We start from the raw sequence: 13,579 nt of genomic DNA, 5'->3' as shown, positions 1-13,579 counted from the left end.
TTATTTCTTTTTTGGTCTTAATAATCCTTCTTGAGCAAAAGAAGCTACTAATTTTCCATCTCTTGTAAAAATATTTCCTTTTGCCAAACCTCTCGCTCCAAATGTATTTGGAGATTCAGCAGAAAATAGCATCCAATCATCAAAATCAAAATCTCTAAAAAACCACATAGAGTGATCTAAACTTGCAGTTTGTGTATTCCCAAAATTAAATTTACTTGCATTCGGATTAAAAGCGGCATTTAATACATTATAATCAGAAATATAGGTCAAAATTTCTTGTTTTGTTCTGTAGTCTAAACTAGGTTTCTCTCCTTTTAAACGAAACCAAACTTGTTCATTAGCAGGTAAATCTTTAGGTTCTAAAGGATTTGGAACTCTAACAGGTTTAAATTCTATGGGTCTTTCTATACTTAGAAAAGCTTTGGTAGATTTTGGTAAAAAATCACCAAACTGTGTTAGCATATTATCCCAACTTAACAACTCTTCAGGTTGTTTTTTTACTATAGGAATTTCTATTTGATGTTCAAAACCCTCCTCATTTTTATGAAAAGATGCTGCTAAAATAAATATGGTTTTTTCTCTTTGACTTGCAGTAACTCTTCGTGTAGAGAAACTACCTCCATCTCGCATTTCTGCCACATGATAGTTAATAGGAATGGTTAAATCTCCAGCTTCTAAAAAATAAGAATGTAAAGAGTGCAAAAACCGATTTGCAGGAATGGTTCTGTAAGCAGCATTTACTGCCTGTGCCAATACCTGTCCACCAAAAACATGTGGACTACCAATAGTTACACTATCTCCACTAAAATTATGATTTCCTAAATCTTTTAAATTTAAAAGTTCAATAAGTTCTTTGCTATTTTTCATTGACCAATTCTATTTTTTTAAACGGGAATTTTTGTTGAAATGGAGTGGGCTGCACTCTTTGCAAAAATAACTTTAAAATTTTGTTTGTGATGGTTTTTTTATGTCGAAGATACATGGTTAAATCTTGCGGGTAAGCACCAACAGAACTTTTAATTTCGCTTGCCGTTCTTCCATAATTCAATGTTTTTAACTTTTTATTTATGGCAATTTCTATGTAATCATACAACATTCTTTGATAAATAGCATATGTTCTGTTAAGGCTATAATCAATACCAACAAAATGCGCGTCTAAAGAAGTATTTGAGACAATACCCGATATAAAACCAACAATTTTATCTTCTAGCCAATAGGTTTTTAAAATATAGTTTTCACCCAATTTTTCTTTTAAATTTTTGTAAGAAGCAAGATTAAAAGTACCTAAATTAAAATCAGCATTATTGGCTACCTTTTGATAAAGTGTTGTCATTTCTGGCAATTGATCTTCTATGTTTTTTAAGGTAACTTCCTCTATTCTTAGAGATAAACTTTGCTTAAATGCTTTTCTTGCTTTTACCCTAAATTTGGTTTTCATTGCTGCCAAATAATCATCAAAAGAATGCCATTGCTCATCAATTTTTAAAACCATATTAGGCTCTACTAAAAAAGGATGGTAGTAATATTCTTTAAGCTCATTAGTAATAAAAAGAGATTCGTTTGTAAAATCTTTTAAAAGGTAAGCATCTGCCTTTAAACTTTTATTTGAATTTGAAAGGTGAGAGATGGATTTTGCTAGTTTTTTAATCACCTTTTTTTTATCATTATTTTTTTTGATAAAAACACCATGTTCACCACTTACAAAAGTATTTCCACAGATTAATAATCGAAGTGGTTTTTTTGAAGGGAATAGATGAATTTTTCTTGCAAATTGTTCAATTTTTTTAAGAAACGATTCCAGGTCATTTTTAATTCCGTTTATATAAAAATCAACAATTTGAACAGAGGCTAAAGCAATAGGTTGCTTGTTTTCATCATTTAAAACAATATAAGAAAAGAGAATCTTAGGATGATTTTTTTCAATTGACTTTAAAAAATCTCGATGAAAATAGATATTGTTTTCACAATTTAGAATTTGCCAAATATCCTCAGAAATATCATCTACAGAAGCAAAAAATGAGGCGTTATTTGTGTTTGAGCAGAATTTCAATAGTTAGATTTAGTGAAAATTTATTCTAGTATAAAGATGCTAAAAAAAAGTGATTTTTACTCTTTTACCCTTGTAAAAGTCTAATTATAACGTTTCTTTAACAAAGTAACAGTTAAACTATGCTTTAATGGTTCTGTCTAAAAAGTATCTTTGCAGCAACTTTAAACTTTCTTTTATCTTCTAAAGAAATATCAACTAACAAACTATGAGAAAAATAATATTAACAACTTTAGGAATTCTTGCTGTTGTTGGAGCTATAATTTTGGGAAATTATTTGGTTGAAAAAAGCCTTAAACCTAGGCCAAAATTTAAGAAATCAATAAAAACGGTTTTCGTATCAAATGTCAAAAACAAAGACATTCCAATTATTATAACTGCCAGCGGAAACTTAGTTGCTAAGAATAAAATTGATTTATTCTCTGAGGTTCAGGGTGTTTTAAAAACATCAAAAAAAGCGTTTAAACCAGGAACTAAATACAACAGAGGAGAAATACTTTTAAGTATTAAAAGTGATGAATTTTACGCAAGTTTACAATCTCAAAAAAGTAATTTATTTAATTTAATTACTGCTATTCTTCCAGACATTCGTTTAGACTATCCATCAGAATTTAAAAAATGGGAAACCTATTTACAGGGTTTTGAGATGAGTAAACCTGTTCCTAAACTCCCAAATTTCTCAACAGATAAAGAAAAATATTTTATATCTGGTAGAGGAATTTTAACAGCATATTATAATGTTAATAATTTAGAAGTACGTTATTCTAAACATCAAATTAAAGCGCCTTTTTCTGGTATCCTAACAGAAGCACTTGTAAGTTCTGGAACTTTGGTAAGATCTGGACAAAAATTAGGAGAATTTATTGACCCAAGCATCTATGAAATGGAAGTTTCTGTAAATTCTGAATTTGCAGATTTATTAAAAGTAGGGAACTCAGTAGCACTTTCTAATTTAGAAAAAACTAAGAATTATAAAGGTACTGTAGTTCGTGTTAATGGCAAGGTAGATCAGGTGTCACAAACTATAAAAGCATATATAGATGTTAAGCATCCAGATTTAAAAGAGGGTATGTTTTTAGAAGCTGATTTGACTGCGAAATCTGAATCTAATGCGATTGAAATTTCAAGAAAACTTTTGGTTGATAATAGAGCTGTTTATACGGTTAAAAATGATAGCGTTTTAAGCCTTGTAAATGTAAAACCTGTTTACTTTGGATCTGATAAAGTTGTTGTAAAAGGATTAAATAATAACGATAAAATTTTAACTCAAACATTACCAGGAGCTTTTGATGGTATGATTGTAAAAATCAATAAAAAGAAATAAGCTATGAAAAAAATCATTACTTATTTTATTAAATATCCTGTTGCTGTAAACGTAATCATTATTGCATTTCTCCTTTTTGGTGTACTTGGTTATTTTAGTATGAAATCTTCCTTTTTTCCATTGGTAGATTCTCAACTAATTAGAATTACACTTGCTTACCCAGGAGCTTCACCTGCAGAAATGGAAGAAGGTGTTGTGTTAAAAATAGAAGATAATTTAAAAGGAATTGTTGGTGTAGAAAGAGTAACATCTGTCTCTAGAGAAAATTCTGCAAGTGTAAATGTTGAAGTAGAAAAAGGAAAAAATATAGATATCGTTTTATCTGATGTAAAAAATGCAGTAGATAGAGTTCCTTCTTTCCCTTCTGGTATGGAACCACCTGTTATTGCTAAGGTAGAAAGTATAAGACCAACCATTAGCTTTACAGTTAGCGGAGAAAATGTTTCTTTGAAATCATTAAAACAATATGCAAGAAATGTTGAAAATGATATTAGAGGAATTGAAGGAATCTCACAAGTAGAAATCTCTGGTTTCCCTGATGAAGAAATTGAAATTGCTGTTAGAGAAAATGATTTACGTGCCTATAATTTATCATTTACAGAAGTGGCCAATGCAATTCGAAACTCTAACATTCTAATTACAGGTGGAAACATTAAAACAGCAGATGAAGATTATTTAATTAGAGCCAGTAATCGTTCTTATTATGGAGTAGAATTACAGAATTTAATTGTTAGAACAGAAACAAATGGTAATATTATCCGTTTACAAGATATTGCTGAAGTAAGAGATACTTGGTCTGAAAACCCGGACAGACTGTATTATAATGGAAATTTAGGTATAGATATTACTGTGAGTAATACCAATAATGAAGACTTAATTTCTTCTGCAGATAAAATTAAAGATTACATTCACGAGTTCAATCAAAAGCAACAAAATGTTCAATTAAGTGTTACAAGCGATAGAAGTATCACACTAAAAGGAAGAACAGAACTTCTAGCTAAAAATGCAATTTCAGGAATCTTATTAGTACTTTTTTTCTTAGCATTATTCTTAAATCTAAGATTAGCTATTTGGGTAGCATTTGGGTTACCAGTTGCCTTTTTAGGAATGTTTGTTTTTGCAGCTCAGTTTAATGTAACCATTAACGTACTTTCTCTTTTTGGGATGATTATTGTTATTGGTATTTTGGTTGATGATGGAATTGTGATTGGAGAAAACATTTACCATCATTATTACGATTTAGGAAAATCTAAAATTAAAGCTGCAATAGATGGAACAATGGAGGTAATTCCGCCTATTGTATCCGCAATTTTAACAACTATTATTGCCTTTTCAACTTTCTTTTTCGTGGATGGTAGAATAGGAAGTTTTTTTGGAGAGGTTTCTACAATTGTAATCTTAACTTTAGCGGTTTCTCTAGTTGAAGCTTTAATTATTTTGCCTGCGCATATTGCACATTCTAAAGCTTTAGATAGAAAAAGGTTAGAAAATGGTGAAGTGAAAAAAACAAATAAAATAGATGCTTTTTTTAAGAAAGTAAATAAAGGAGCTGATACTTATTTAGGTAAATTTAGAGATAATTATTATGTACCTTTTTTAAAGTTCTCATTAAATAATAAGATTTTTGTTTTCTGTCTTTTTGTAGCAACACTTTTAATTAGTTTTTCGGCTTTAAGAGGAGGAGTTATTAAAAGTTCATTTTTTCCAAGAATTGCAAGTGATAGAGTTCAAATCACTCTAAACATGCCACAAGGTACTAACGAACAAATTACAGATTCTATCATTTCTTTTATCGAAGAAAAAGTTTGGCTGGTAAGTGACGAATATACCCAAAAGCAAACAGGAAACATTCCTGTTGTAGAAAATGTAATTAAAAGAGTGGGTCCAGGAAGTGCAAATGCAACGTTAAGTGTAAACCTTTTACCAGGAGAAACAAGAGATTTTTCATCACCAGAAATTACAAATGCTATTCAACAAAAAGTAGGTAAAATCTATGGTGTAGAAAGTTTGATTTTTGGTTCTGGAGGTAACTTTGGTGGAAGTCCTGTAGCAGTCTCTTTATTAGGAAATAATATTACAGAATTAAAAGCAGTAAAGGAGGAACTAAAACAAGTGTTAGAAAACAACCCTGTGTTAAAAGATGTCTCAGACAATGATCCTGCTGGAATTAAAGAAGTAAGAATAAAATTAAAAGACAATGCGTATTTATTAGGCCTAAATTTACAGTCGGTAATGGCTCAAATTAGAGCAGGATTTTTTGGTTTTCAAGCACAACGTTTTCAAAGAGGTCAAGATGAAATTAAAGTTTGGGTACGTTATGACAAAAAAGACAGGTCTTCTATTAAAAATTTAGACGATATGCGAATTGTAACTCCATCTGGAAGTAGAGTTCCGTTTTCTGAAATTGCTAATTATATCATAGAAAGGGGAGATATTGCTATTAATCATTTAGAAGGAAAAAGAGAAATTCAAATTACAGCAGATTTAAAAGATTTAACAGCAAGTGAGACAGATATTTTAGATAATATTAAAGCTAATATTATGCCCGAAATTTTATCTAAATATCCAACTGTAACTCCTTTATATGAAGGGCAGAATAGAGAGGCTAAAAAAACTACAGATTCTTTAGGTTTGGTAGGACCCATTATCTTAATATTAATTTACATTGTAATTGCATTTACATTCCGTTCTTATTCGCAACCCATTTTATTGATAATAATGATACCTTTTAGTATGATTGGTGTTATTTGGGGGCATTATGTGCACAACTTTGCTCTTGGTATTTTATCTTTTTTAGGAATTATAGCCTTAATAGGAATTATGGTAAATGATGGTTTGGTATTAATTGGTAAGTTTAATAGTTACTTAAAAGAAGGAACAAAATTTAATGATGCTTTAATTAGAGCAGGTCAATCTCGTTTTAGGGCAATTTTCTTAACCTCTTTAACAACTATTGCAGGTTTAGCACCTTTAATTTTCGAAAAAAGTAGACAAGCTCAATTTTTAATTCCTATGGCCATATCTATTGCTTATGGTATTGCAATTGCTACAGTTTTAACGCTGGTAATGTTACCAATGATGTTGTCTGTTTCAAATCAGATAAAAGTAAAAATTAAATGGCTTATTCATGATGGTGAAATAACTAGAGAAGAAGTAGAAAGAGCTATTATAGAATCTAAATTTGATGAAGATGAAATTTAATAAAACACATATTGTTATTCTAGTTCTTATGATAACTCTAAATGGGTTTTCACAAGAAATTTTAACCAAAAAAGAGGCTTTAGAAATTACTTTAGAAAACAATTTCGGAATTAAAATTGCCAAAAATAATTTAGAAGTTGCTAAAAATAATTCTAGTATCTACAATACAGGGTTTTTACCTACTGCAATTTTAAATTCTGGAGCAGATTATAGAAGAAATAATCAAAAGATTGTATTTACAGATCCACAAACAGGTAATGACAGTGAACGTGTTGGTAATGGTGTTGTTACTAAAAGTTACAATGCTTCTGTAGCAGTAAATTATACAATTTTTGATGGTTTAGGTAGAAAATACAATTACAAACAATTAAAAGAACAGTATAATCTATCAGAATTACAAGCTAAAGAAACTATTGAAAATACCTATTTACAATTATTTACGGTATATTTTCAAATTGCTCGATTATCAGAAAATACAACAAATTTAAAAGAAGCATTAGCCATTTCTAAAAGACGATTAGAGCGTGCGAAATATCAATATGAGTATGGACAATCTACTAAATTAGAATACTTAAATGCTCAAGTTGATGTTAATAATGATAGCATCACTTTAATTTCAGCAAAACAACAATTAAGTAACGCAAAACGTGGTTTAAATGTAATTTTAGGTCAGAAAAAGGAAACCACTTATGAAGTTGAAACAAACGTTGATTTTGAAAATATATTAAACCTTGATGATTTGCAGCAGAAAACATTACAAAACAATTCGCTACTAAATCAGAACAAGAAAAACTTAGCAATAAGCGAATTTAATTTAAAGGTCAACCAATCAGATTTTTTCCCAACTTTAGGTTTTAATGCCTCATATGCTTTTAACAGAACAGAAAACGAAAACTTAGTCAACCCTTTTGGAGCAAGATTAATTACTTCTGATGGTTTAAATGCAGGTTTAAATTTAACATGGAATATCTTTGATGGTGGTAACAGAAAAACAAGAATTGCTAATGCAAAAATTTCGATTGAAAATCAGCAATTGCAATTAGAACAGCAAAAAATAACTATAGAAAATAACTTAAAAAATACCTGGGAGAATTATAAAAACCAGTTGTTTATTTTAAAAGCACAAGAAACCAATGTGTTAACTACTCAAAACAATTTTGATAGATCAGAAGAGCGTTTTAAATTGGGACAAATCTCTTCTGTAGAGTTTCGTCAAGCACAAATCAATTTAATCAATGCAAAAACAGCATTAAACAACGCAAAATTTGATGCTAAATTGATAGAATTACAGTTACTACAATTAAGTGGAGATATTTTAAATGTTAATTTTTAGGAAACTGATTTTTATCATATTTCACTGTTTAAATATCTCTTAATTTTACAGTATCAAAATAGTGATAGATGAGTTTTTTAATTTTACCTCAGGTTTCTTGGACAAATGGCACCATTATGATTGGTGTTTTTGCCTTGGTTGTTGTAGGCTTAGTGGTCACGCTTTTTCTTCTTATGAATAGCGATAAGAAACCTAAGAGTAAATAGTAGTAGTTTAGTCAAGAAAAATCCGAGTTCAACTCGGATTTTTCATTTCTATATTACTTATTATTCCTTACATTTTAGTAAATTTATAAAATCAAATCAAAGTTTAATGTTAGAGATTGAAAATAATTTACACGCCAATTTTGGTTATTTGTTTGAGGATGAATTAATCGCCGAAATTCAAGAAGTAGGAGTCCATAAAACCATTAAAAAAGATCAAGCTATCATGGAAATTGGTAGTTATATTAAATTTATGCCTTTACTTTTAGATGGTGCTATTAAAATATTAAGAGAAGATAAAAATGGAGATGAATTGGTGCTCTATTATCTAGAAAAAGGAGATACTTGTGCAATGACCTTATCTTGTTGTTTGGGTGAAACAAAAAGTAAAATTAGAGCAATAGCAGAAACTGATGTTAATTTGATCATGGTACCTAAAGAAAAAATGTCAGATTGGTTAGGAAAATATAGTTCTTGGCAAGCTTTTATTTTAGGCAGTTATCACAACAGAGTAGACGAGCTTTTAGAGGCAGTAGATACTATTGCTTTCTTAAAAATGGATGAACGCTTGTTTAAATACCTAAAAGACAAGGCAATGGTAAATCATAACGATGTTATCTCAATAACACATCAAGAAATATCAGAAGATTTGCATACGTCTAGAGTGGTAATTTCAAGATTATTAAAAAAGTTAGAAAACGATGAAAAAATCCAACTTTTTAGAAATAGTATAAAAGTTTTAGAACTGTAACATAGGTTACTGTAGAAAAGAAAACTACATCTTACTTTTGTGAAAAAAAGATGAGAATACTAATATTACTCTTAGCATTTACAGTATTTTTTAGTTGTAAAGATACTAACAGACCTTCTTATTCTAAAAAGAATTTGGCAACTGCAAAAGACACACAACAACATGAAGGTAAAAAACTCATGGAAAACAAATGTTATGTTTGTCATAGTCCATCTGCTTCTCATGATGATAGAATTGCACCACCAATGATCGCCATTAAGAAGCACTATATTTCTTCAAAAACTACTAAAGAAGAGTTTATAAAATCCATACAAAATTTTGTAAATAACCCAACTAAAGAAGCTACAAAAATGAGAGGTGCTGTTAAAAGATTTGGAGTAATGCCAAAACAAGCTTTTGCAGCAGACGATATTAAAAAAATTGCAGATTACATTTTTGATAACGATATTGAAGAACCAGAATGGTTTGAGTCTCACTTTAATGAAGAAAGAGGAAAAGGAAAGGGAAAAGGAAAAATGAAAGGAAAGCAGAACCATAAAATGGGTGAAAATTTAAAAGATTTACCAAACTCAGAAAGAGGTTTGCAATATGCACTTTCTACAAAAGCGGTTTTAGGCAAAAATTTAATGGGTAAAATTCAAAAAGAAGGCACTTTAGCTGCATTAAAATTTTGTAATGTAAAAGCATATCCTTTAACAGATAGTATGTCTGTTTATCACAATGCAACTATCAAAAGAGTATCAGATAAACCTAGAAACCCTAAAAATGCTGCCAATTTAGAGGAGCTAAAAATGATTAATTCATTTAAAAATGATGTAGCATCAAACAAAGATTCAGAACCCATAGTTGTAGAATCGTCAAATCATGTAAATGTGTATTATCCTATAAAAACAAATAGTATGTGTTTACAATGCCATGGTACACCTAAAACACAAGTTACAGAAAATACACTTGCTGCATTAAAAAAATTATACCCAAATGATAAAGCTTTGAGTTATGATATAAACCAAGTTCGTGGAATTTGGAATGTTTCATTTAGTAAATAATAGTTCTTTGGCATGAGCAAATTTTCAGAAATAATAAATCAAGAAAAACCCGTTTTAGTAGATTTTTTTGCAGAATGGTGTGGGCCATGTAAAATGATGAGTCCTATTTTAAAAGAAGTAAAAGACACATTGCAAGATAAAGTTGTAATTCTTAAAATTGATGTTGATAAAAACCAAGCTATTGCAGCAAAATATCAAGTTAGAGGTGTGCCTACATTAATTTTATATAAATCTGGAAAACAGGTTTGGAGACAATCTGGTATGGTACAGAAAAACGAATTAGTTTCTATTATTAATAACGTTGGTTGATTATTATAATAGTTTAGTTAGTAAGCACCTGGATTAATGTTCAGGTGCTTTTTTTATGCTAGATACAATCTAAACTATAAAATCCACCACAATTGCTGGTTCTTTTTTTAGAGAATTGAGTAATTAAATAGGCTGTTGTAATTAGGTTTCTCAATTCACATAAATCTACAGAAAGTTCAGAATAATCATACAAACGTTTGTTGTCTTCGTATAAGACACGTAATCGTTTTTCTGCACGTTTTAATCGTTCATTAGAACGTACAATTCCAACATAGTTGGTCATAATGGTTTTAACCTCATTTCTATCGTGAGAAATTAAGACTTTTTCCATATTTTTTATTACACCACTATCATTCCAAACAGGAACATTTTCTGGTAATTTTACTTTGTTAAATTTCTTAGAAACATTTTTAAAAGCATTATGGGCATAAACCAAACCTTCTAACAAAGAGTTGGAAGCTAACCTGTTTCCACCATGTAAACCAGTTCTAGTAACTTCTCCACAAGCATATAGTTTTTTAATGGAGGTTTTTGCTTTTTTGTTCACATTTATGCCACCACAAATGTAATGTGCAGCAGGTACCACAGGAATATAATCTTTAGATACATCAATATTTAAAGACAAACACTTTTTGGTGATGTTAGGAAAATGCTCCTTAAATTTTTCCATATCTAAATGTGTACAATCTAAATACAGATGTGGTTTACCGCTTTTTTTAAGTTCGTTATCAATAGCTCTTGCAACAATATCTCTAGATGCTAATTCTTCACGTTCATCATAGTTTTGCATAAAGAAATTGCCATTAAAATCTCTTAATTTTGCTCCAAAACCTCTTACTGCCTCAGAAATTAAAAAGGCAGGATATTCTCCAGGATTATATAACGCAGTTGGGTGAAATTGAATAAATTCCATTTCAGAAATTTCAGCTTTAGCTCTGTAGGCCATGGCAATTCCATCTCCAGTTGCAACTGGAGGATTTGTTGTAGTTTCATATACCTGACCATTTCCACCAGAAGCTAAAATGGTGAATTTACTGATGATGGTTTTTACGCTTTCCTTTTTTATGTCTAACACATAGGCTCCAAAACAAGAAACTTTAGAGTTTCTTTTGGTTTTTTTCTGTTTAACTTGATGTTCTGTTATCAAGTCAATGGCATAATGATACGTTAAAAAATCAATATTTGGTTGTGCATTTACTTGTGCTAATAAAGTACGTTCAATCTCAGCCCCAGTAATATCTGCATGATGTAAAATTCTGTTTTGAGAATGTCCACCTTCACGACCTAAGTCATAATTTCCTTGTTCATTTTCATCAAATTGAGCACCCCAATCAATTAATTCTTGTAATCTTTTTGGTGCATCTTCAACCACCATTTTTACTACTTCTTCATCACATAAACTATCGCCTGCAATTAAAGTATCTTTAATATGCTGTTCAAAAGTATCCACAGTTTTATTGTATACAGAAGCAATACCACCTTGCGCATATTTGGTGTTAGATTCGCTTTGTTCATCTTTAGTGATGATGGTAATTTTAGCTTCTTTAAATTTGGTTGCTGTTTTTAAGGCAAATGTTAATCCTGCAATTCCAGAACCAATCACTAAAAAATCGGTAGTAAATATTTTTTGCTCAGAAGGCATAGTGTTATTTAGAGATTTCTAACATTCTTTGAATAGGTACAATAGCTTTTTGGCACAATTCAGCATCTACTTCAATATCTGGTAATTCGTGTTTTAAACACAAGTATAATTTTTTCAGCGTATTCATTTTCATATACGCACATTCACTGCAAGCGCAAGTATTATCTTCTTTTGCAGGAGCAGGAATTATTTCTTTATCAGGGTTTTCTTGCATCATTTGAAACAATATACCAGCTTCTGTGGCTACAATAAATTTATTTTTATCGCTGTTTCTAACATGATTTAAAAGTCCAGAAGTAGAGCCAATATATTTGGCAACTTTTAGCATATGTGCTTCAGATTCTGGATGTGCAATCAATTCGGCATCTGGATGTTCTTTGTACAAATCAATTAATTTTTCCATAGAAAAAGCTTCGTGAACCATACATGCTCCATCCCAAAGTAGCATTTCTCTTCCAGTTTCTTTGTTTAAATAATCACCTAAATTTCTATCAGGAGCAAAAATAATGGGTTGGTCTTTAGGAATCGCATCAATTATTTTTCTAGCATTAGATGAGGTACACACATAATCGCTTAAAGCCTTAATTTCTGCAGAACAATTAATGTAAGTTACAACAACATGATTTGGGTATTTTGCTTTAAAAGCAGAAAATTCTTCTGGTGGACAAGAATCTGCCAAGGAACAACCTGCCAATAAATCGGGTAATAAAACTTTTTTAGTTGGATTTAAAATTTTAGCAGTTTCTGCCATAAAATGCACACCAGCAAATACAATCATATCTGCATCTGTTTTGGCAGCTTGTTGTGCCAAAGCTAAACTATCACCAACAAAATCTGCAATTTCTTGAATCTCATCAATTTGATAATAATGCGCTAATAAGACTGCATTTTTCTCTTTCTTTAATCGAAGAATTTCTTCAACGTAGTTAATGTTAGGAGTTTCGATATCTAAAAACCCTTTTTCGTTCAATTTTTCTTTAGCAGCGATTAAAGTTTCCATAAAAATTGTTTAATTTGAACTATTACACAAATATAAACTCTATTTTATTGGTAGGAAAATGATTAAAGTCATTCTATTAAATTATAACTATAATGCAAGAAATGTTGAATTTATCGGAAAATTTTTGGACAAATAAGTACAAAACAAACAAAATTGGTTGGGATTTAGGAGAAGTATCTCCTCCTTTAAAAAATTATTTTGATCAATTACAGAACAAAGAACAAAAAATATTGATTCCTGGAGGAGGAAATTCTTATGAGGCTGAGTATTTTTTTAAAAACGGATTTAAAAATGTTTATGTAGTAGACATTGCTAAACAACCTTTAAAAAATATAAAATTAAGAGTCCCAGATTTTCCAGAATCTCAATTAATTCATGCTAATTTTTTTGATTTAGACAATCAATTTGATTTGATTATCGAACAAACATTTTTCTGTGCCATAAACCCTACATTAAGAGCAAAATATGCTACCAAAATAAATGCTATTTTAAAACCCAAAGGAAAATTAGTAGGTGTACTTTTTGATGCAGTTTTAAACGAAGATCATCCACCTTTTGGCGGAAACAAAGAGGAATATCTCAACTATTTTCAACCTTATTTTAAGAATATTCAAATGGAACCTTGTTATAATTCTTATCCAAATAGACAGGGAATGGAGCTGTTTGTTAAAATTGAAAAAGTGTAATATTTGTTACACTAAAAACAGGTGTAAGATCTTACAT

11 protein-coding genes are annotated in these 13,579 nt (G+C 30.0%); 7 read left to right on the top strand and 4 right to left on the bottom strand.

Annotated elements, in window-relative coordinates; translation table 11 throughout:
- On the bottom strand, positions 1–867 hold the full coding sequence (locus FP421_RS07700; protein ID WP_159949289.1) for an acyl-CoA thioesterase: 867 nt from the start codon (positions 865–867) through the stop codon (positions 1–3).
- Positions 857–2,050, bottom strand: coding sequence for a peptidogalycan biosysnthesis protein (locus FP421_RS07695; RefSeq protein ID WP_159949287.1), 1,194 nt, complete (start codon positions 2,048–2,050; stop codon positions 857–859). The genes FP421_RS07700 and FP421_RS07695 overlap by 11 nt, the downstream gene beginning before the upstream one ends.
- A gap of 205 nt (positions 2,051–2,255) precedes the next feature.
- Here FP421_RS07695 and FP421_RS07690 point away from each other — a divergent pair, with 205 nt between their 5' ends.
- The 6 genes from FP421_RS07690 to trxA all read left to right on the top strand — a co-directional run bounded on the left by FP421_RS07690 (position 2,256) and on the right by trxA (position 10,214).
- The gene (locus FP421_RS07690; protein WP_159949285.1) at positions 2,256–3,371 is read left to right on the top strand and encodes an efflux RND transporter periplasmic adaptor subunit; all 1,116 of its coding nucleotides are present in this window, start codon (positions 2,256–2,258) and stop codon (positions 3,369–3,371) included.
- A gap of 3 nt (positions 3,372–3,374) precedes the next feature.
- The gene (locus FP421_RS07685) at positions 3,375–6,572 is read left to right on the top strand and encodes an efflux RND transporter permease subunit (RefSeq protein WP_159949283.1); all 3,198 of its coding nucleotides are present in this window, start codon (positions 3,375–3,377) and stop codon (positions 6,570–6,572) included.
- Positions 6,562–7,905, top strand: a complete 1,344-nt coding sequence (locus FP421_RS07680) for a TolC family protein (protein ID WP_159949281.1) — start codon at positions 6,562–6,564, stop codon at positions 7,903–7,905. Before FP421_RS07685 ends, FP421_RS07680 begins: the two co-directional genes overlap by 11 nt.
- A gap of 312 nt (positions 7,906–8,217) precedes the next feature.
- On the top strand, positions 8,218–8,859 hold the full coding sequence (locus tag FP421_RS07675) for a Crp/Fnr family transcriptional regulator (protein WP_159949279.1): 642 nt from the start codon (positions 8,218–8,220) through the stop codon (positions 8,857–8,859).
- A 50-nt stretch (positions 8,860–8,909) separates the two neighbouring features.
- Positions 8,910–9,905, top strand: coding sequence for a c-type heme family protein (locus FP421_RS07670; protein ID WP_159949277.1), 996 nt, complete (start codon positions 8,910–8,912; stop codon positions 9,903–9,905).
- A 12-nt stretch (positions 9,906–9,917) separates the two neighbouring features.
- Entirely contained in the window at positions 9,918–10,214 is a 297-nt protein-coding gene (gene trxA, locus FP421_RS07665; RefSeq protein ID WP_159949275.1) for a thioredoxin, read from the top strand.
- A gap of 58 nt (positions 10,215–10,272) precedes the next feature.
- Here trxA and nadB read toward each other — a convergent pair whose 3' ends face one another.
- Positions 10,273–11,856, bottom strand: a complete 1,584-nt coding sequence (gene nadB, locus FP421_RS07660) for an L-aspartate oxidase (protein ID WP_159949273.1) — start codon at positions 11,854–11,856, stop codon at positions 10,273–10,275.
- A 4-nt stretch (positions 11,857–11,860) separates the two neighbouring features.
- On the bottom strand, positions 11,861–12,856 hold the full coding sequence (gene nadA, locus FP421_RS07655; RefSeq protein ID WP_159949271.1) for a quinolinate synthase NadA: 996 nt from the start codon (positions 12,854–12,856) through the stop codon (positions 11,861–11,863).
- A gap of 104 nt (positions 12,857–12,960) precedes the next feature.
- Between nadA and FP421_RS07650 the strand changes: the two genes are divergently transcribed.
- Positions 12,961–13,542 (top strand): methyltransferase domain-containing protein, encoded by a 582-nt coding sequence (locus FP421_RS07650; RefSeq protein ID WP_159949914.1) that lies wholly within the window; start codon positions 12,961–12,963, stop codon positions 13,540–13,542.
- Positions 13,543–13,579: the final 37 nt, after the last annotated feature.

This window comes from Polaribacter septentrionalilitoris, assembly GCF_009832745.1.
In the GTDB taxonomy this organism is placed as follows: domain Bacteria; phylum Bacteroidota; class Bacteroidia; order Flavobacteriales; family Flavobacteriaceae; genus Polaribacter; species Polaribacter septentrionalilitoris.
This window is presented reverse-complemented; position numbering and strand designations above follow the sequence as displayed.